Here is a 19,916-nt window from a genome sequence, read left to right on the forward strand (position 1 = left end):
ATGCTGGTCCGCCAGTACGAAATGCCCTGGCGGCCGGCCTACGAAGCCTATGCCGCGGCAACCTGGCTGCTGGCAACAGCATTCTTCGCAACGGTCGGCGTCCTCGGGCATCTGCCACGCCGTCTGGCGCTGCCGCTTGCGCTCTGCTGCTTCGTCTGGGGCATCTTCCGAGGCGCCCAAGCGCTGCGGACCCTGGTGCTGCGCGCCTCGCTCGGTGGGCGCGGCGTGCAGACCATCACCACCGCTGAGCTGGCGCGCTGGTGCCAACAGCCCGACCAGGTGTTTCTCGGCTTCGGCTTCGACTGGCGGCCGGTCCACGCCCAGCGCCTGTACGAGCTGGCCAAGGTGGACTACCGGCAGTTCACCGTCTCTCCACGCCTGCTGGCCTGGCTGGGCTACGACAGCCACCCGCAGCCCGACGCGGAGATCGGCCTGCCTTACATCCATGGCGTCGAGCCGACGGAAGTACCGCTGCACCGGCCGCTGCAGAACTTCGAGGGCGGCACGCTGCTCGTCGGCACCACGCAGTCGGGCAAAGGCGTGGCGCTGGCCAACCTCATCACGCAGGCGGTGCGGCGCGGTGACGTGGTCATCGTCATCGACCCGAAGAACAGCCGCCGACTGAAGCGAGTGACGCAGCGCGCCTGCGAAGACTGGCGCGCGCCCGACACCTTCCTTGAGTTCCACCCCGCCTTCCCCGAGACCGGCGTGCGGCTGGACTTCACTTTCAACTGGCAGAAGCCGACCGAGATCGCCTCGCGCATCCAGTCGATCATGCCGCCCGACACGGCCGGCGCGTTCTCGGCCTTCGGCTGGGACGCGGTCAACGTCGTCGTCCAGGGCCTGATCGAGCTTGAGGAGCGGCCCAACCTCGTGAAGCTGACCAAGTACATCGAAGGCGGTATCGAGCCGGTGCTCGAAGGCACGCTGCGCCGCCACTATGAGCGCGCCCTGGGCGCCAACTGGCGCGAGCTGCCCGAGATGAAGAAGCTGCTGCACGACGCGCACCGCGGCAACCTCAAGCGCCCGTCGGAAGCGGCCAGCGCCGACCTGCTGGCCTTCGTCGCCTACTACGAGCACCACGTCGCGCAGTCGCAGCGCAACAAGGTGCTCGATGCGCAGGTGCGCACCTTCCGCCACAACCGCGAGCACTACCAGAAGATCACCGCCAACCTGCTGCCCGTGCTGTCCATGCTCACATCGGGCGACCTCGGCCCTAGCCTGTCGCCAGAGCCGTTTGATGCCGACGACACGCGCCCGATCATGAACTTCGAGAAGATCGAGCGCGCCGGCCACGTGCTCTACATGTGCCTGGACTCGCTGCCCGACCCGTCGGTGGCCACGGCCATCGGCGCGCTGGCCCTCGCCGACTTGGCCGCGCGTGCCGGCATGCGATACAACCTCGGCGGCTACCGACGCATCTCGCTTTTTGTCGACGAGGTCTCGAACGTCATCAACCAGCCGTTGATCGAGATCCTCAACAAGGGCGCCGAGGGCGGCATCTTCACCACCTGCGCCATGCAGACGCTGGCCGACCTGGCCAAGCGCCTGGGCAGCGAGGACGCCGCGCGCATGGCGCTGGGCAACCTCAACAACCTGATCGCGCTGCGCTCGAAGGACCGGCCGACGCAGGACTTCGTGGTCGAGACCTTCGGCAAGACCGCCATCCACACCGTGCGCGTGGGCCTGAGCAGCGGCGCCGACGCGCACCTGGGCGACTTCTCGTCGAGCTACTCGACGCTGCTCACCGAGAGCTTCGAGGAGATGGTGCCGGCCGACGTGCTGGGCAAGCTGCCGAACCTGCAGTACTTCGCGTCGGTGTCGGGCGGGCGGATCATCAAGGGGCGGTTTCCGATCCTGGATCCGGATTGCCCCAGCACGACATCGAGTGCTCGCCGGCCGGCGGAGTTGACGACATGATCCGTGCGGTGGCCATCGTGTCGTTGCTGGGCTTACTGGTACTGGTGCTCTGGCTGCCCTCGGCGCATCCACCCGAGCGGTTCTTGGCGCAATTGCGCATGGAACATGCAGCCACCGCGGCCTACTGGGGCGCGGACGCCGCAGCGCGGATGCTCGCGCGCGCACTCACGATGCAGGACACGGCGCGAGAAGCCGCGCCGCTTCCATCGCCGGCGAGCGCACCGTCGACCAGCGCTGTCGACAGCGCCGTGGCGCACGAGATGGCGTCGGTGAATCGGCGGCTGTTCGACAACGCTTACTTCCGCGCGATCGATGCGCTTCTGCTGCTTGCCATGTTTCGGCTAGCGCTGCTGGCCGAGTGGCTGCCGTGGCTACTGGCCTTCACAGCGGCGACGCTGGTCGACGGCTACATCGTTCGCGCCGTGAAGGCGAAGGAATTCCGGCACCACGATCCCGAAGTGTTCGCTCTCGCCATCTGCGGTGCAATCGTCGTGGCGTGCGGCGCCATGGTCGCGTTCGTCGTACCGATCACGCTGCATCCGGCAGTGCTTCCTCTGCTGCCACTGACAGCCAGCCTGATGCTCGGACTCGCGCTGGCGAGCTTTCATCGAAGAGCGTAGATCGACTTCCCTGCGCCCTGCGTCGGCCAACTCACCTGAACCAATAGGTCGCGGTCAACGCAGACAAGGTGGCGCTAACCGTCACCGCGTCGTGAGGAATGAGCAGGTACTTCCAGCCCTCTGACCCGTTCGCCGCGGCGAACGCGGATGCATGCTCGCACCATGCGGCCGCCGCTCTTGCCTTTGCCTGCACTTCGTCGGTCTGCATGTCGGCGGCCTTCTTGGTCTCGATGAGCAGGTTCAGACCGTCGGTCGCCGCCACGAAGTCCGGTACGTACTCCGGCTGGTCCGCACCTCGCCGGTAGTAGATGTTGAACTGGCCGGCCACGGGGCGCAGCCACTTGCGCGCGTCACGTTCGAGGATGACGGCCAGCACCCTCTCGGTGTCGGACTGGAACTTCTGGTAGCTGTAGGCGCACTTGGTAAAGCCACCATAGACCAAGGTCGCAATCCGGCTCTTGTCCGGTGGCGCCTGGTGCAGCGGCAGCACGTCACCGTCGGCAGTCACGGCGCCGGGCTTCAGCGGCGTAAAGCCCTGGCTGACCACCACTTCTGACTCACCCGGGTCCTCGAAGTAGTGCAACGTCATCTGCGCGTGGATGTTGTCGGCGATGGCCCTGCCCTGGTTGGCCAGCACGTTGTGCAGCTTCTCGTCGTCGCCCAGGTAGCTGCGGAAGTGCACCACCGCCTGGGCTGCCAGCTCGTACAGCAGCTCGCCGTGTTGGTCGTAAGCGATGTCGTCGAAGCCGATCAGCTCGCGGACGATGTAGTCCTCGGGTCGTCGTTCGGCCACGAACGACGATTGTCCGTACAGCAGCTCCTTGCCCGTCTGCAGCCCACGCCCCACCAACTGCTGGTCCTGCGGCTGAAAGTTCATGCGGCTCACGTCCAGGCTGAACACCCGGTAGCCGCTGCTCACCGCGCCCTTGGGTTTGACCAGTATGCGAGGTATGTCGATGGTGTGCTGTGCCACCAAGGCTGCCGTCTGCTTGACGATTTCTTCGACACTGGGGCCGGCGGGCGGCAGCAGCTGGCCCTGGGCCGGCGTCACCCTCGCCTGCACCCGCCGCACCAGTTCGGCCTGCACCTCCGGCAAGGCCAAAGACGCCGTGGTGGGGGCCGTCACTCCACCGGCCGGCGCCGCAACTGCCGGCGCGCCGGGCACGCCAGGCGAGGTGGCCAACCGGCTCATGTCGTTGATGACATCCATCGCGATGGCCGCCACCTGTGCCTGTTCACCGGTGTACAGCACCGTCGCAGCCGGCGGCGCAACGTAAGGCGTGCCAGCGGCCGGGGCCACCGGCGCAGTGATACCCAGCATCGTGTGCAGCGTGGGCGTGACCGCCACGCTGCGAAGGCCAGGCCCTGCACCTTCTGGCGGCGCCAGCTTGAGCTGCTTCAGCCGGATCGGCGAATCGCCGCGCCCGGCCTCGTCCACCACCTCCTGGAACTTGTCGTGCGCGATGATGTTCAGCCGGTCCACGGCCTCGACACCGGTCTTGCGCCCATACGGCAGCCGCAGGCCACGGCCGATGGACTGCTCGATCAGCGTGCGCGCATTGGCCGCCCGCAACGGCACGATGGTGTAGAGGTTGGTGACGTCCCAGCCTTCCTTGAGCATGTTGACGTGGATGACGATCTCGGTCGGCTCGTCGTAGCTCTCCACCGCCAGCAGCCTTTGCACGATCTCGTCGCCCTCGGCGCCGCTGGTGGTGCCGCTGTCCACCTGGATCACCTTGCCGGCGTAGCGCCCGTCAAACAGCTCGGTCGACAGCAGCTTGCTCAGCGCGGCGGCATGCGTGGTGTCGCGCGCAATCACCAGCATGAAGGGCTTCACCGGCTTCACTTCACCAGAGGCGCCCTTCTGCTGGGCATAGGTCAGCAGGTGCACCTTGGTCTCTTCGTGCACCCGAACACCGTCCATCAACTTGATGCGCTCCAACTGCTCGGCGCTGTGCGCCGCGGCGTCGAAGTTCTGCTGCGTCACAACAGCCGGCTCCTTGACGAAGCCGTCCTCGATGGCCTGCGCCAGCGGGTAGTCCATCACCACGTTCTTGAACGGCACCGGGCCCTTGTTGCCCGACCCGCCTTCGGTGAACGGCGTGGCCGTCAACTCCATGGCCAGCAGTGGCTTCAGCTCGTTCAACGCGCGCACACCGGCACTGGCGCGGTAGCGGTGCGACTCGTCCATCAGCAGCACCAGGTCGGGCAGGCTCGCCAGGTAGTCGAAGTAGCTTTGGCCCAGGTACTCTGACAAGCGCTTGATGCGCGGCGCCCGGCCGCCGCGCACCTCGGTGTTGATCTTCGAGATGTTGAAGATGTTGATCTGCACCGGCGCGTCGATGGCCTGCGAGACCAGGTCGCCGCGCTGCTCGTAGGTTTCGCCGGTGATCACCTCCGGCGCCGCGACCGAGAACTCGGCGATGCCCTTGAACACGTACTTCGGTGTGCCCGGCGTGAAGTCGCGGATCAGCTTGTCGTAGATCGTCAGGTTGGGCGCCAGCACGAAGAAGTGCTTGTAGCCATAGGCCGCATTCAAGTAGCTGATGAAGGCACCCATCAGCCGCGTCTTGCCCACGCCCGTGGCCAGCGCGAAGCACAGCGACGGGAAGTCGCGTTCGAAGTCGCTCAGGTTAGGAAACCGGCCCTTCAGCGCTTCGACCATCGCGGCCAGGTCGCTGGCATCGCGCGCCTTGTGGTCACGCAACGCCGGCACGGCATCCAGGGCCGCAGCCAGCCGGCGCAGGCTCTCGGCCTGGGGCTCACGCAGGCTCAGGCGGCCGGCCACCGCTCGCAGGGTTTGCTCCAGACTCATTCTTTCCCTTCCCTCGGCTTCTTCTTGGCGGGCGCTGCCGCGGGCAACAACTGCCGCAGCTCGCGCTTCAGTTCCTGCTGCAGCTGCTTCTCGGTCGGCAGGTGCAGTTGGTAGCGGGTGGCGAAGATGTTGCGCTCCTGCTGTTCACCCAGGGTGTACTTCACGACGGCGTCGTTCTTGTCGGGGCACAGCACCAGGCCGACGGTCGGGTTGTCGCCCTCGGTGCGGCGCTCGCGGTCGTAGTAGTTGACGTAGAACTGGATCTGCCCTAGGTCGGCGTGCGTCAGCTTGCCCACCTTCAGGTCGACCAGCACGTAGCACTTCAGCACTGCGTGATAGAAAACCAGGTCGATGAAGAAGTGGTCGCCGTCGAGCGTGATGCGCTGCTGCCGCGCGACGAATGCGAAGCCCGTACCCAGCTCCAGCAGAAACTGCTGCAGGTTCTCGATCAGCGCCTGCTCGAGCTGCGACTCGACAAGCCGGTGCGACTCCGGCAACCCCAGGAACTCCATCACCAGCGGGTCGCGCAGCACATCCAGAGGCTTCGTCACTTCGTGCCCGCGGCTTGCCAGTCGCAGCACACCGGCCTTGTCGCGGCTCTTGGCCAAGCGTTCGAACAACAGGCTGCCCGCCTGCCGCGACAGTTCACGCACCGACCAGCCCTGCTTGAGGGCTTCGATCTCGTAGAAGTCGCGCGCGCCCTGGTGGCCCACGCGCAGCAGGCAGCGGTAGTGGCTCCATGAAAGATCGGGGTGCAAGCGGCCCGGCCGCGGCGGTGCTGCCCCGCTCGTGGCAGCCGATTTCCGAGACACCGTCTCGGAAATGGCCGGCAGTGCCGATTTCCGAAGCACTGTCTCGGAAATGAGTTGCGGGTAGGCCAGGTAGAACTGCCGAAAGGCTTCGAGGTTGTCTACGGAATAGCCGCGCCCGTAGTTGCGCGTCAAACGCAACGACAGCTGGGCCAGCAAGCGGGCACCGTAGCCCGCGCGGCGCTGGCCACGCTGCTCCTCTTCGACGATCTCGCGGCCCACCAGCCAATTGGCCAGCACCTGCGTGGTGTTGACGGTGCGCGCGATGCCCGTACGGGCGGCATCCAGAATCTCGCGCACGCGGCCATACAGGGCCGGCGTCGCCTTGTTTGCCTTCGGGTCGCCTGGGGCTTGCGGCATGTCAGCTGTCGGCCGGGTCGAACAGGCCGGTCTGCCGCGCATCCACCTTGCCGGCCCGTGCGCCGGCAGGCCGGCCGGCTTCCTGGCGAGCTTGCGGCAGGTTCTCGACGTTCAGGCTGTAGTCGTCGTGCCCCCACTCGCACTTCTGCAGCACCATCTTCGGAATCTTCTTCACCGTCAGGTTCGGGAAGCGGTTGGCGATGGCTTCGGCACTCAAGCGGAATGCGCCGCAACACACCAGCAGCGTGCGCTTCGGGCCGACCTCATCGGACAGGGCCTGCAAGGCCTCGGCACTGAGCGTCTGCGTTGTGACGTAGATGAAATCGGTCTCGGTGCTGTGACCATGCTGCCAGTAGGCATCGGCGCTCGGCGCGTAGGTAAAGCCTTCGAGCTTCGCCACGGCCGCAGCCAGCATCTCGGCGTTGTACTCGCGGTTGATCACCCACTGGCCGAAGCGATCCTGCTGCAACAGGCTTGGCGCCAAGCGGTAGTAGCGGAAGCCGCCGCCGCCCTTCCAGTCATTTGACTCGGAGACGCCGCCGTGGTCGTCGCCGTCAATGACCTTCTTTAGGCGCGGAATGACATGGGTATGGCAGTGCTCACCCAGTTCGACCATGATCCAACGTCGGCCCATTTTGTGAGCGACGGCGCCGGTGGTGCCAGAACCGGCGAAAGAGTCCAAGATCAAGTCGCCGGCATTTGACGCAATTTCAAGAACTCGCTGCATCAATCGCTCTGGCTTCGGCGTTGGGAACACACTCTCCGCGTTGAACGCTATCGCTTCCTTCTTCGCGTCTTGCGTATGCCCCACATCGTCAAAGAACCACAACGTCTGTGGAACCTTGGTCAATTCACCTTGCTCGCTGAGGAAGACCTTTCTGCGCGGAACACCGTCACCGTCCTTGCCCCACCAGATTCTGTTCTCGCGCGATAGCTCGCGAAGTGACTCTTCCGAGATTGACCAGTAGCGACCGGCTGGCGGCCCCTCAATAACGCGGCCACCCGGCGTGGCGATGGCGTACGTTCCCTTGCTGTAGTAGTTCCTCGCCGAAAGCGAAACTGACTGCCATGCTCCGCGCGGATCGCTGTCAGGATTCTTGTATGCCGCCCTCTGCTTGTCGCTTGCGGGGACTCGGTTGGGGACCCACTTGTCCGCATCCTGCGCATACACCAAGATGTAGTCGTGGTCCACCGAGAAGTGCCGTGCCGAGTTCTTGACGGACAGGACCTTTTGCCAAACAGCGCTGGCAATGAAGTTTCGTCGACCGAACACCTCATCGCACAAAACCTTCAAGTAGTGCGCTTCGTTATCGTCAATCGTTATCCACAAAGAACCGTCAGCAGACAGGAGGCGGCGTATGAGTTCTAGGCGATCACGCATCAAACCCAACCAGATCGAGTGCTCCAAGCCATCGTCGTAGTGCGTGAACGCGCTACCTGTGTTGTACGGCGGATCGATGAAGACGCACTTCACCTTGCCCGAAAACTCCTGCTCCAACGCCTTGAGCGCCAGCAGGTTGTCGCCGAAGATCAGGCGGTTGTCGAAGATGTCGTGGTCGGTCACCCGCTGCGCAGCGTGGTGGCTGCGGGCCGGGTCTTCGAGCAGGACACGCGGCTCCAGCTTCGGGCGCGCATCCTTGCCAATCCAGGTCAGTTCCAGCCGCTGCTTCTTGCTCATGCGCCGGCGCCCGGCTGAGACACGGCCTTCTTGGCCGATGAATCGAACACCTCGTCGTTGATGGGCGAGCGCAGGCGGTCGTTGTTCAGCAGTTTCAGCAACAGGTCCATGGTTTCTTCTTCGACGACGATCTTGCCGCCTTCGATCTTGAGGTTCCAGCCCTCGTCGCGACACACGCGCATCAGGCGCTCGATGTAGGTGGGGCTGCTGTAGTAGCCGGCGCTCTTGATCGCCGCCAGCTTGCGCAGGTGGTGCTGGTTCTCGCCGACGTAGGCCCGGATGGGTTCCACGTCGCTCAGAAATGCCATCGACGCAAACTCTTCCAGCAGTTCGCGGCTCTTGGCCTTCATGCCCTCGCGGAAGTTCATCGACGATTCGAAGGCCGACTTGCTGGCGATGAAGGTGGTGCCCGCGAAGACGAAGAAATCGAAGCGCGGGTCGATCATGAAGACCTCTTCGTCTTCGACATCGACGAGCTTCTGATCCTGGAAGTACAGCGTCTTGGTCCTGACAGCCTTGCGCGGGCTGTTCAGCGTGTTGATCTTGCTCCACGCGTAGAGGTGCTCGCCGTCCTTCTCGAACAGCACCACGTAGGCAAACGAGCCCAGCAACTCGGCGTGGCTCTTGGCGCGCGGGTTGTCGAAGCCCTGGCCGATGGCGTCGCGAACCTTCGTGAAGTCGGTGGTGTCGGCATCCAGGGTCAGCAATGATTCGCCGGGGTCGGCGTTGCTGAAGTCGTAGGGCTCCAGGCGGAACTCGCGGTCCTGCACCTGGGTCTTCACGTAGCGCTTCAGCCGCCGCTCCAGCTTCTTGTCGATGCTGACCCGCAACACGTTGTAGACAAACGGGGCCTGCGCCGGCTTGCGGTGCACCACCCAGAAGCTGGTGGCCCAAGGCGCCAGGTCTGTCGCCTTCAGCTTCTTGAGCCGTTGGGCTTCTTTACCGCTCATGCTCACTCCCTGCCTCACCTGCGGTTTCGGGCTCGGCCGCCACATAAAGGTAATGGGCCAGCCGCTCGAACGTATATGTGCCACCTATTTTCAACGGAATGCGCGTGATCACCATCGCCTGCAATTCCGTGGTGCCGCGTTTGAAGGTGGCGTCGATCAGCATGTAGCCCGCCATCGCCAGCACGGGGTTGACCAGCACCGTCTGCGTGCGGTAGGCCATCACGAACATCATGCCCATGAAGATCAACAGGCTGGCCACGATGGGCCAGTCGGCGAGGTCGATGCGCACCACGGAAAGCACATAGGGAATGGTGTAGCCGAACATCTCGCCCGACTTGTTGGCGGCCTTGCTCACCTGCACCTGCAGGCCCTCGCGAACGCTGCTCATGGTTCGCAATACCACCACGCAACTCAAGACCGCCATCACCAGAAGCCCGCCGAACCACCAGGGGTTCTTGGGCACCGGCAGGTTGCCGCTGACGTCCAGGTCTTTGATGGCCAAGATCAGCAGCAGCGGCGCATAGGCACTGATGAACACCACCAACGCCACCCAGGGGCGCAGCCGCAGCGACGGATCCGGCGTGCTCATTGCATGGCCCACTCGCAGCGCAGCAGTGTCTGGGTGCTCACCTGTTGCTCGAGCTGCAGTTCCAGTGCGTCGATGAGCCCGTCGCGTTTGGCCTGGATTTCGTCCTGCCGCGCAAACAGTTCACGGCGGCGCCTGTCGCGGGCCGCCTCCAGGTCGCGCTGCTCACGCTGCACGGCCAGCTTTTCCGCCAGCGTCGCCGCCCCCTTGCTGCGCGTGCGCACCTCCTTGATGCGCCGCTGCAAGTCAGCCAGTTGTTGCTCGAGACTGGCGCGCTGGTCGTCGGCCCAGGCGTCCAGCTTTTCGGTCTCGGCCGTGAAGAGCTTCAGGTTGCGCGCCTCCACGACCCCCAAGACCTGGGCCTGCTGGCGCGCCAGCTCGGCCGTCAGTGCTTCAGTGAGGGCGGAGTCCTGGGACAGGCACGGTTCGGCCGCGCCCGGCAGCGCCAGCAGTCGGTCGGCGACATCCGGTTCCAACACCGTGCCGCCAACCGTGGCAGCCACCAGAAGGTGCTCTTCGGCGCTGCCCAGGGACTCCACCCGCAGGCACTGCACCACGCAGTGCCCCTGCTCGCCACGCAGCGCTTCCAGCACCGACACCTTGGCGTTGTAGGCCGCGTAGTCCAGCCGAAGGCGCTGCGGCGCCAGGGAGGACCGCTTGGCAAGGTCGATCAGGTGCTGTGCCAGCGGATGCTGCAGGCGGTAGACATGGGCCTCTTCGCTGCGGCGCGGCAACTCGTAGCGCCCGAGCGGGATTGCTGCCTCGGTGCCAGCGATGCCCGTCTGGCTTGCATCGCCCACCTGCCCGCCCGGCAAGGCGTGCAAGGTGAACCCGTTGCCCTCCGGATCGAACTGCGCGTGGCTGCCGAGCATGCCGCGGGTCAGGCGCATCAGCAGCCGTTCCATCCGACCGAGCGCCGCGGTCGCGTCAGCCTGGGCCACCTTCAGGCGCTCCTGCACCTCTTCGTCGAAGTTCTCCAACAGCGCGCGCCGCGCGCCGAGCATCGCATCGCTGATCTCGCCGGCCAGGTCCAGCTGCAACTGCTCGAATGCGGTGTGAATCTCGTTGGGGTGGCGGCAGTTCTGGTAGATGTCGGCGATGCGGCGTTCGAAGTCCACGCCCGACTCCAGCGCACCGAGCACCTCGTCGCTGGCGCCGAACACGCCGTCGAAGAGCTTGAACTTCTGGTCCAGCAGCTGGAAAACACGGCGGTCGGCTTCGTTGTCGCGGTTGACGAAGTTCACCACCACCACGTCGTGCTTCTGGCCGTAGCGGTGACAGCGGCCGATGCGCTGCTCGATGCGTTGCGGGTTCCACGGCAGGTCGTAGTTGATGACCAGCGAGCAGAACTGCAGGTTAATGCCCTCGGCGCCGGCCTCGGTGGCGATCATGATCTTGCCGTTGTCGCGGAAGTGGTCCACCAGTGCAGCGCGGGTGTCTGCTGCGCGCGAGCCGGTGATGCGGCTGGTGCCGCGGTGCTGCTCCACCCACTCGGCATGCAGGCGGCGCGCCAGCGGGTCGCTGTTGCTGCCGTTGAAGAGCACCACCCCGTCGGCGTGTTCGGTTTGCCCCAACAGGGCAAGCAAGTAGTCCTGTGTGCGGCGCGACTCGGTGAAGATGATGGCCTTCTGCGCTGCGCCCAGCTCTTGCAGCCGGCCGAAGGCCACGTCGAGCGCTTTCAGCAAGGCCTGGCCCTTGGCGTTGTCGGTGATCGATAAGGCCAGGTCGCGAAACCCTTCGAGATCGGCAATCTCGGCTTGGACGGCAGCGCGCTCCTGCGCCGTCTTGGCACGTTCGGCTGCGATGCCGGCATCTTCTGCCGATTCAGAGGCTGCTGTTTCGTCGGCTGTCTCGTCCAGGCTTTCGTAGTCGGCGTCGAGCGCTTCGCTCAGGGTCTCGGACTGGGGTGCCGCCGGCTGGTCGTGCAGAGATTCCTTCAGCCGGCGGATGAGCGTGTCGAGCGCCCCGCCAATGGCGAATGAACTGGATGCCAGCAGCTTGCGCAACACCAGGGTGATGAGCTGCCGCTGAGCGTTGGGCAGGGCGTAGAGGTGGTCGCGCTGCAGGTACTCGGATACCAGTTCGTACAGGCGCACCTCGTCGGCGCCGGGCTTAAATTCCTCGAGCAGCGGAATGCGCCGCGTGTACTTGACATAGGCCTCGACCTGCCGGCGCAGGGTGCGTTTGCAGACCGGCCCGATGCGATGCTTCAGCGCCGCGAAGCTGGCTTCGTCCCGCAACGCGCCGAACTGTTGGCGGAAGCTGTCCAGATCACCGAACACGCGGTCGTCGATGAAGCTGACGAGCCCGTACAGCTCCAGCAGCGTGTTCTGCAGCGGTGTGGCCGTGAGCAGCACCTTGCGCGATGCCGCGAGTGCGTCGCGCAGCACGTTGGCAGTCTTGTTTTCAGGCTTGTAGACGTTGCGCAGCCGGTGCGCCTCGTCAATGACCACCAGATCCCAAGGCACCGCGGCCAGCTCGCGCGCCTTGCCTGCGGCGAACTGGTAGGAGCAGATGACGATGCTCGCGGCGCCCGGGCCGTTGCCATCACGGCCTGCCGCGACATCGAACGGGTTGGTGCAACCTTCTTTCAAGGCCAAACGGAATGAGCGGGCCTCCAGGATGATGGCCGGCAAGGCGAACTTGTCGGCCAGTTCCTGGTGCCACTGCTTTCGCAGATTTGCGGGCGCAATGATCAGCAGGCGGCGTCGGCGCTCGGCCCATCGCTGTGCCAGCAACAGGCCCGCCTCGATGGTCTTTCCCAGGCCCACTTCGTCAGCCAGGATCACGCCCTTGGACAAAGGGTTTCCTGCGGCGAAAAGCGCCGCGTCCACCTGGTGCGGATTCAGATCGACCTGGGCGTCGAAGAGCGCGCCCGCCATGCGATCCATCGAGCCCGCCGCGCCGCGCAGCGTGAGCCGATGCGCGAAATAGGCGAGTTGATGGGGGCTGTAGGTCATGGCGTCAGGTGTTTCCAGTTTGATTGTCGGCGCTGGGCCGTCAGCACCAGATCGTCAACAACATCGAGGTGTCGATCGACCATGCCGCGGCGTCTGCTGCCGACTAAATGGACCGAAGCAGCATACTGTATAAAACATCAGCCGCGCGGCATTGCGGGTCGCGCCGCGCTAAAGAACGACCGGCCTTGCAGGGTGCGGGCTTTCAGTGCCGAAACCCCCCTCTCATTGGCGGCATTCCCGCCGGCCGCATCGCCGCACCCTGCCTACCCTTCCGGTCACCCGCTCCAAAGAGCACCGCCCGCAGTCGATGACCCAGGGATGCGCCCATGATCTCCGCTTCGCACAACGCCCCCGACGCCAGTGCCCACGGCAGCTCGCCCGGCGAGCACGCAGACACCGTCGAGACACGGCTCTTCCTCGACGAGCACGAGTGGCTGTACGGCCTGCTGCGCAGTGACGACAACACGTCGCCCACCTTCCGCTTCCCGGATCTGATCAGCGCCTGCGTGTCGCTGGTCTTCGAGGCGGACGACGCGCCCGGTCGCATCTTCGGCTTCCTCGGCACCCAGCTCGTGTTGCGCGCACCGAACACGCCGCGCCGGCGCGAGTCGATGTGGCGTCCGCAGTACGAGCTGCTGCAGGCCGTGCAGCGCTCGCCGGCCAACCGGCACCCGAACCCCAAGTTCCAGCTCGACCAGCTGACGACCGCCTGCGTCGCCCTCGCCCGCCAGATCGACGACGCCGACACGCGCGTGCTGCGCCAGGCCCGGCTGAACATGGCCGATCGCTCGTCCCGATGGCGACTGCCACGCCCCGGGTGATGCGGCCCTCGCTCGCGAGCGCGCCGACCCGCTGAGCACCCTGCCGGCCCCAACGCCGGCCCACCCGAACCCGACCCTCGCTGGCATCGCCAGCCTTGCCTCGCGGCCTGCTGGCCAGCGAGCGTGCCGACCTGTCTTCGGAGCTGTTATGTCCGCCACTCTGCACACCCCGCTGACTTGCGCCTCGTCCGCCTCGCGGTCGGCTTTGGCGCGTGTCGTGCAGTGGGCTGCGCTCGGGCTCGTGGCGCTCGGGGCCCTGCCGGCGAAGGCCTGCTGGGAACAAGCGGCGCAGCGCTACGGCGTCGCCGCCGAACTGCTCTATGCGATCGCCCGCGTCGAGTCGAACCTCAATCCGCGCGCAGTCAACCGGTCGCACGTGGCACGCACGGGCTCCTACGACATCGGCCTCATGCAGATCAACAGCTCGCACCTGCCGCGGCTTGCCCGCCACGGCATCGCCGAAGCGCACCTGTTCGACCCCTGCACCAACATCCAGGTCGGCGCCTGGCTGCTCGCGGACACGTTCTCGCGTCATGGCGCCACCTGGAATGGGGTCGGTGCCTACAACGCCGCCTGCTCGCAGTTGAAGGGTGCCCGCTGCGCCGAAGCCCGGTCGCGCTATGCCTGGCAGGTCTTTCGCAAGCTGCCAGCGGCTGTGGGAGTCAGGCCGTGAAGCACCCTGCCGTTCGCTCGCTGCTGACGTGGATTGCGTTCAGCTTGGCGGCCTGCAGTTCGATCAAACTGGCTGGGCCCAATCCGTCGGTGTCACCGGCACCTGCGGCGGCCGGCATGGGCGCAGCACGTATCGCGCAGTCCGGCTTCGGTGGCGACGCCCGCTTCGCGCTGTGCCAGCCGCCAGCCTGCCCACGCCCCAGTGCCAAGTCGCTCCCTGCTCCCGCTTCGACCCCAGTCGCCGGGGAACCGTCGCCTTCGCGCGCGCCCCTCGCGCAAGACGCATTCGCGCTGACGCCGACGGTCTCGCACAGGTCACTGCGAGCTTCGAAGTCCGAGGTGATCGAAGACCCGGCGCCGCTGAAGGTCGTCGTGCACTTCGGCTTCGGTCGCTCGGACCTCGACGCCGCTGGCCGAGACGCACTCGACCTCGCGGCCACGCAGCCGCTGCCGGTTCGCCGCGTGCTCATCGCCGGCCGCACCGACAGCATCGGATCCGCTGCAGCGAACGAGTACCTGGCGCAGGCCCGCGCCGAGGCGGTGCAGCGCTACTTGACGGCGCGCCACTCGCGCCTGCTGGCCGGCGCCGAAATGCGCGTGCAGTCGCAAGGGACGTGCTGCTACGCCGCCGGCAACGACAGCGCTTCGGGCCGGGCAGCCAACCGGCGTGTCGAGGTCATCTTTGAACGTGACGGAGGCGTGTTGTGAGGCCGAGGGTGCTCTCCTGCGGCGCAGTCCGGCCCGCATGGCGCTGGTCCAGCTGCCGGGCACCGCCGGCCGGCGCTCGCACGCCCAAGCCGTCACGTCATCCGCCAACCCGCGTTCCTCTTTCCACGCTCAACCGATGAGGTTTCCATGACCACCACCACCCTTGCCGTTCCCCCGCTCACCCGCCGCGCAGCACGCCGGCCGTGGACCATCGCCGCCCTGCTGTGCCTAATCGCGCTCGGCCTGGGCATCGCCTTCCCCGGCCATGCGCTCGACCTGGTCGCCTTCACCGGCATCACCGGCCCGCTGACTTCCGCGCTCACCGCCATCGCGAGCCTCGGCCCCGGCATCAAGGCGCTGGTCGGCTTCGTGGGCTTCGTCGTCGCGCTGATCTCGCTGGCGGCGCTGCGCAACTTCGGGCCGGTGCTGTTCTACGTCGGCCTGGCCATCTTCGCCGCCGTCGGCCTGGTGATCGCTGGCGCCATCATGGGCGCGGTTGTCTGAGCCGCCGCGGCCCCGCTGCACGCACCGCCCGGAGGCTCCATGCACGCCGACACCTACATCCCGCGGCGTCTCGACGACCAATGGAAGATCGGTTTCTGGGACGTCGACGTCGCTGCGCCTGCGCTGCTGGGCCTGTTCATGGGCTACATGTCGGGCTCGAAGCTTTCGTTTGCGCTGTGCTTCGCCGCGGGGCTCTTCACCTCGCGCTGGATCGCTCGCATCAAGGCCGACAAGCACCCGGCCTTCGCGATCCACTGGCTCTACTGGCACCTGCCGACCAGCCCGCTGACCGCGATGCGCGCGACCCCGCCCTCGCACATCCGCCGCATGGTCGGCTGACAGCCGGAGCGCGCCCACCATGGACTTCGAACGACTCAGCGGCGACCTCAAGGAACTGCGGCGCCGCAACCGCACGCTCGGCGCGGCCGTCGGCCTGCTGGCGGCCGGCCATGTGCTGGCGCTGGCCGTGGTGCTGAACCTGCTGGGTGCCGTGCGCACGGTGGTCGTGCCGCCGTCGATCAACAAGTCGTTCTGGGTCACGCGCGACAAGGCCAGCGGCGAGTACCTGGAACAGATGGGCAGCTTCGTCGCCTGGCTGGTGCTCGACGTGACACCCGCGTCCATCGACTGGAAGAAAGACATCCTGCTCGGCTACGTCGAGCCCGAGCAGCACGGCGGCCTGAAGACCCGGCAAGAGCTCGAGGCGGCGCGGCTCAAGCGCATCAACGCCAGCACTGCGTTCGCACCGCAGCAGCTGGTGCCCAGCGAGGAAGGCCAGTCGGTGGTCGTGCGCGGACGGCTGCGCACGCTCGTCAACGGCGTCGAGACCGCGAACGACCTGAAGGCCTACCTGGTGGAGTTCAGTTACGCCGGTGGCCGCGTGCATCTCAAGACCTTCAAGGAGCTGCCCCATGCGGCCTCGTAGCCTCACCGGCACGCGGAGACACGTCGCGGCTGCGCTGATCGTGCTGGCCTGCACTTCGGCGAGCCACGCGCTGCAGATCGTCGACGCGCGCGATGGCGTGGCGGTGGAAGCCATCCTGTCGGTCAAGGAGCCGACGCGCATCCGCATCGAGGGTGCGCCGATCACGGATGTCTTCGGCAACATCCACTCCAGCGCTTGCGGCGGCATGGCCGCTGGTACGTCCGGCTCGCCCGGCTCACCGGTGGCACCACTCTCACCGGTGGTCAACCCCGCCGGCGAGATCGTCGTCGAGTGCGACCGCGACAAGGGCGAGATCTACGTGCGGCCTGTCGCCACCGCCAGCGATGGCAGCGCCGCCGCGGGCAAGCCGGTCAACCTGTTCATCTCGTCGGCGCACGCCACCTACACGCTGATCCTGCGCCGGGCCGACACGCCGGCCGACACCATCCTGATCCGAGATCGCAGCGTCCCGTCGGCACCCGTGGATGGCCGCGCCCCGTCAAGCCCGTCGGGCCCTTCGGCCCACCACGTGCGCGCCATGAAGGCGTTGCTGGTCGCGATGGCGTCGGACCGCGTGCCACCGGACGTGCGCGTGGACGAACTCAACCAGCCGGTGCAACTGTGGGCCGAGGCGCGCTTCGCGCTGATGCGCCGCTACGAAGGCCGCGGCCTGACCGGCGAGAAGTACCTGCTGCAGAACGTCAGCGGGGCCGTGATGGTGCTCGCCGAACAGGAGTTCGACCGCCCCGACAGCAAGGCCGGCGGCCAGGTGCTGGGCGTCGCGGTCGAGCATCACCAGCTGCGGCCCGGCGAGAGCACCAGCGTCTACGTGATCCGCCGCGGAGGCGAACGATGAACCTGCCCGCCCCGATGCGCTCGCTTGTCGAGCGCCTGACGCCCCGGCAGCGCCAGTACGCCATGCTCGGCGCGATCCTGCTCGGCGGCGTGGGCCTGCTGTGGCTGGTCTTCGCCTTCGCCGAAAGCGCGCCCTCGAGCCAGGCCGGCAAGGCCAACGGCGCGGCGCCCGGCCCGGTCACCAACATCGGCGTGATGCCGCCAGGCCAGCAGGTCAACCCGGTGGACCAGTGGGTCGGTACCGCCGGCAGCAAGCTCGCACAGTACGAGAGCGAGCGCGAAGAGCAGGGCCGGCTCAACAAGGACCGCCAGGCTTTCGAGGCGCGCACGATGCAGCGCTTCGCGGAACTCGAGCAGCGGCTCACCGCAACCACGCAGGCGGTGCAAACACCTGTGCCGGCGCACGCTCCGGCTGCGCCGGCACCGTCGCTGCCGCCGCCTTCGGCCCTGCCTCCGCCGCCCCCCGCGCCACGCGGGCCAACTGCGGGGGCGGTGCCGGCGATGCCGCCCGGCGTGCCGCCGGCGCCGCTCTCTTCGGCACTGCCGCTTCAGGCACCGGCCGCGCCGGTCCTGATGCACATCGCGGTGGCCGATCGCGCTGCCACCAGCGCGCAGCCTCCCGCGACCGCGGACGCACGCACGGTGTCGACCTTCCTGCCCGTGAGCTTCACGCGCGGCACGCTGCTCGGCGGCCTGGACGCGCCCACCGGCGGCCAGTCGCAATCCAACCCGCACCCGGTGCTGATCCGCCTCTCGGACAACTCGGTGCTGCCCAACCGCTTCCGCGGCGAGTACCGCGACTGCTTCGTGATCGCGGCGGGCTATGGCGACATCAGTTCCGAACGCGCCTACCTGCGCACCGAGAACCTCTCTTGCGTGCGCGCCGACGGCGCGGCGCTGGAGGTTCGCATCCAGGGCAGCGTGTACGGCGAAGACGGCAAGGTCGGCATGCGCGGCCGCCTGGTCACCAAGCAGGGGCAGATGTTGGCCAACGCGCTGCTGGCCGGCGTGGTCAGCGGCATCGGCCAAGGCCTGGCCACCTCGTCGACCAGCTACAGCACCTCGGCCCTCGGCACCATCGCCACCGCCTCGGGTGCCGACGCCTACCGCGCCGGCCTGGGCACCGGCGTCGGGCGCGCCCTCGACCGGCTGGCGCAGTACTACATCAAGCTCGCCGAGAACACCTTTCCGGTGATCGAGGTCGATGCCGGCCGCGAGATCGACGTCGTCATCACCAAGGGCGTGCGCATCGACCTGCCGCCGTCCGGCTCCGAGCAGCGCGCCGGAGCGAATCCGTCTTCAACCAACCGCAGCACGGAGGCCGACGACGATGGCTCCTACTGACCCGCTCCGCTGCAGGCCGCTGATACGGCCCGCGGCACTCGCTACGCTGTGCATTGCGCTGCTGTCGCCGCTGGCCTCGGCGGTGGCGGCCGGACCGACCGCCGACGAAGCCCGACTGCTCGGTGCACTGCGCAAGGCCCACCCCGGCACGCGCTTCACCGAGGTCGCGCGCTCGCCGGTGCCCGGCGTCTACGAGGTCTGGATGAACGGCAACGTCGCCTTCGTCGCCGCCCGCGACCCGCGCTACTTCATCTTCGGTCGCCTCTTCGACACGCGCACGATGACCGACCTGACCGGGCCGCGCCTGCTAGCGGCTGCGCGCGCCGAGCCGGTGACGGCCGAGGCCACTTCCACGGCGACCATCGCATTCGGTTCGCTGCCCGTCGCGGATGCGATCACGACGGTGCGCGGTAATGGCCGCCGCCAGCTCGCGGTCTTCAGTGACCCGGGCTGCGGCTTCTGCCGCCGGCTCGAGCCCGAACTCGACGGCCTCGACGACGTCACGATCCACACCTTCCTGCTGCCCTTCCAGGGCATGGCGCGACCGGTCGCGATCTGGTGCGCGCCGGATAGGACACAGGCGTGGCGGCAGGCGATGCACGACGGCGTTGCGCCGACTGCTGCATCAGCGTCCTCCTGCGAGCACCCGATCGACCGCAACCTCGCACTCGCCCGCCAGTTGGGCGTCAACGGAACGCCGACCCTCTTCTGGGCCGACGGGACGCGCACCGAAGGTTTCGTCACCCGGCCGGTGATCGAGGACCATCTGGCGCGCACCTCGCCGGAGGCCAGGCCATGAATGCCCACCACATGAGTCGCCTGGCGGCCCTGCTCGGCGGCGTGGCGTCGCTCTCGGGTTGCATGAGCCTGTCCGGCCTGAGCGGCAATTCCAGCTACGCCTGCAAGGCCCCGGACGGCGTGACCTGCCAGTCCGTGTCCGGCACCTATGCCAACGCGGTGGCGAACAACCTGCCGGCACAGCGTGCTCGCGCCACGCCTGCCGCTGCGCCCGACTTGGCACCCCCTGCGGCGGCAGCCAGCACACCGACCGCGCGCAACGCACCAGCCGTCGCCGCGCAGGTATTCCCGTTGCGCTCCGCACCGCGCATCCTGCGGCTGTGGTTCAAGCCCTGGGAGGACGCCGACCGCGATCTCTACGACCAGGGCTATGTGTATGTGCAGGTCGATGGCGGCCGTTGGCTCGTCGACCACGCCCAGCGGGCGATCCGCGAAGCCTACGCACCCGTACGCGCACCCGCCGGACGCGCAGCCGCGGACCCCGCACCCCGAGCGCCCGCCGCGGGTGTCCAGCGTCCGCCCGGTCTCGACCAGTTGATCCCTGGACTGCGGCCCGCCGCGCCAGCCAGTGGCGACAACCTCGACTGAGGC

General features: G+C 67.1%; 18 protein-coding genes. 12 read left to right on the forward strand and 6 right to left on the reverse strand.

Annotation, left to right across the window (positions count from 1 at the left end):
• Together traD and AB7E83_RS04045 are read left to right on the forward strand one after the other, a co-directional pair.
• On the forward strand, window positions 1–1,920 hold the full coding sequence (gene traD, locus AB7E83_RS04040) for a conjugative transfer system coupling protein TraD (RefSeq protein ID WP_428565622.1): 1,920 nt from the start codon (window positions 1–3) through the stop codon (window positions 1,918–1,920).
• The gene (locus AB7E83_RS04045; RefSeq protein WP_428565624.1) at window positions 1,917–2,540 is read left to right on the forward strand and encodes a DUF4400 domain-containing protein; all 624 of its coding nucleotides are present in this window, start codon (window positions 1,917–1,919) and stop codon (window positions 2,538–2,540) included. The genes traD and AB7E83_RS04045 overlap by 4 nt, the downstream gene beginning before the upstream one ends.
• A 31-nt stretch (window positions 2,541–2,571) precedes the next feature.
• Here AB7E83_RS04045 and AB7E83_RS04050 read toward each other — a convergent pair whose 3' ends face one another.
• The 6 genes from AB7E83_RS04050 to AB7E83_RS04075 are packed head-to-tail and all read right to left on the reverse strand — an operon-like array spanning window position 2,572 to window position 12,698.
• Window positions 2,572–5,355: a DEAD/DEAH box helicase gene (locus AB7E83_RS04050; RefSeq protein ID WP_428565626.1), complete on the reverse strand. Its 2,784-nt coding sequence runs from the start codon at window positions 5,353–5,355 to the stop codon at window positions 2,572–2,574.
• A complete protein-coding gene (locus AB7E83_RS04055; RefSeq protein WP_428565628.1) occupies window positions 5,352–6,566 on the reverse strand; it encodes a PDDEXK nuclease domain-containing protein in 1,215 nt (404 codons plus the stop codon). The genes AB7E83_RS04050 and AB7E83_RS04055 overlap by 4 nt, the downstream gene beginning before the upstream one ends.
• Window positions 6,526–8,202, reverse strand: coding sequence for a site-specific DNA-methyltransferase (locus AB7E83_RS04060; RefSeq protein WP_428565629.1), 1,677 nt, complete (start codon window positions 8,200–8,202; stop codon window positions 6,526–6,528). The genes AB7E83_RS04055 and AB7E83_RS04060 overlap by 41 nt, the downstream gene beginning before the upstream one ends.
• A complete protein-coding gene (locus AB7E83_RS04065) occupies window positions 8,199–9,152 on the reverse strand; it encodes a Kiwa anti-phage protein KwaB-like domain-containing protein (RefSeq protein ID WP_428565631.1) in 954 nt (317 codons plus the stop codon). The genes AB7E83_RS04060 and AB7E83_RS04065 overlap by 4 nt, the downstream gene beginning before the upstream one ends.
• Window positions 9,142–9,741: a hypothetical protein gene (locus tag AB7E83_RS04070; RefSeq protein ID WP_428565633.1), complete on the reverse strand. Its 600-nt coding sequence runs from the start codon at window positions 9,739–9,741 to the stop codon at window positions 9,142–9,144. The genes AB7E83_RS04065 and AB7E83_RS04070 overlap by 11 nt, the downstream gene beginning before the upstream one ends.
• Window positions 9,738–12,698 (reverse strand): SNF2-related protein, encoded by a 2,961-nt coding sequence (locus AB7E83_RS04075; protein ID WP_428565635.1) that lies wholly within the window; start codon window positions 12,696–12,698, stop codon window positions 9,738–9,740. Before AB7E83_RS04075 ends, AB7E83_RS04070 begins: the two co-directional genes overlap by 4 nt.
• Before the next feature lie 326 nt (window positions 12,699–13,024).
• Here AB7E83_RS04075 and AB7E83_RS04080 point away from each other — a divergent pair, with 326 nt between their 5' ends.
• From AB7E83_RS04080 to AB7E83_RS04125, 10 genes are all read left to right on the forward strand, one after another.
• Window positions 13,025–13,519, forward strand: a complete 495-nt coding sequence (locus AB7E83_RS04080; protein WP_428565636.1) for a hypothetical protein — start codon at window positions 13,025–13,027, stop codon at window positions 13,517–13,519.
• A gap of 148 nt (window positions 13,520–13,667) precedes the next feature.
• Entirely contained in the window at window positions 13,668–14,192 is a 525-nt protein-coding gene (locus AB7E83_RS04085) for a lytic transglycosylase domain-containing protein (RefSeq protein WP_428565638.1), read from the forward strand.
• Window positions 14,189–14,899 carry an OmpA family protein gene (locus AB7E83_RS04090; protein ID WP_428565640.1) on the forward strand — a complete coding sequence of 237 codons (711 nt, stop codon included), beginning with the start codon at window positions 14,189–14,191 and terminating at the stop codon, window positions 14,897–14,899. Before AB7E83_RS04085 ends, AB7E83_RS04090 begins: the two co-directional genes overlap by 4 nt.
• Window positions 14,900–15,046: 147 nt before the next feature.
• Entirely contained in the window at window positions 15,047–15,403 is a 357-nt protein-coding gene (locus AB7E83_RS04095; RefSeq protein WP_295637437.1) for a hypothetical protein, read from the forward strand.
• A gap of 39 nt (window positions 15,404–15,442) precedes the next feature.
• Window positions 15,443–15,742: a type IV conjugative transfer system protein TraL gene (gene traL / locus AB7E83_RS04100; RefSeq protein WP_112184186.1), complete on the forward strand. Its 300-nt coding sequence runs from the start codon at window positions 15,443–15,445 to the stop codon at window positions 15,740–15,742.
• A 19-nt stretch (window positions 15,743–15,761) separates the two neighbouring features.
• Window positions 15,762–16,328 carry a type IV conjugative transfer system protein TraE gene (gene traE, locus AB7E83_RS04105; protein WP_112184188.1) on the forward strand — a complete coding sequence of 189 codons (567 nt, stop codon included), beginning with the start codon at window positions 15,762–15,764 and terminating at the stop codon, window positions 16,326–16,328.
• Window positions 16,315–17,184, forward strand: coding sequence for a type-F conjugative transfer system secretin TraK (locus AB7E83_RS04110; protein WP_428565643.1), 870 nt, complete (start codon window positions 16,315–16,317; stop codon window positions 17,182–17,184). Before traE ends, AB7E83_RS04110 begins: the two co-directional genes overlap by 14 nt.
• Window positions 17,181–18,527, forward strand: a complete 1,347-nt coding sequence (locus AB7E83_RS04115; RefSeq protein ID WP_428565645.1) for a TraB/VirB10 family protein — start codon at window positions 17,181–17,183, stop codon at window positions 18,525–18,527. Before AB7E83_RS04110 ends, AB7E83_RS04115 begins: the two co-directional genes overlap by 4 nt.
• A complete protein-coding gene (locus AB7E83_RS04120; RefSeq protein WP_428565647.1) occupies window positions 18,514–19,326 on the forward strand; it encodes a DsbC family protein in 813 nt (270 codons plus the stop codon). Before AB7E83_RS04115 ends, AB7E83_RS04120 begins: the two co-directional genes overlap by 14 nt.
• Window positions 19,323–19,913 carry a TraV family lipoprotein gene (locus AB7E83_RS04125; protein ID WP_428565649.1) on the forward strand — a complete coding sequence of 197 codons (591 nt, stop codon included), beginning with the start codon at window positions 19,323–19,325 and terminating at the stop codon, window positions 19,911–19,913. Before AB7E83_RS04120 ends, AB7E83_RS04125 begins: the two co-directional genes overlap by 4 nt.
• The last annotated feature ends 3 nt before the right edge of the window (window positions 19,914–19,916 follow it).

Source organism: Ramlibacter sp., assembly GCF_050250995.1.
Classification (GTDB): Bacteria; Pseudomonadota; Gammaproteobacteria; order Burkholderiales; family Burkholderiaceae_C; genus Ramlibacter.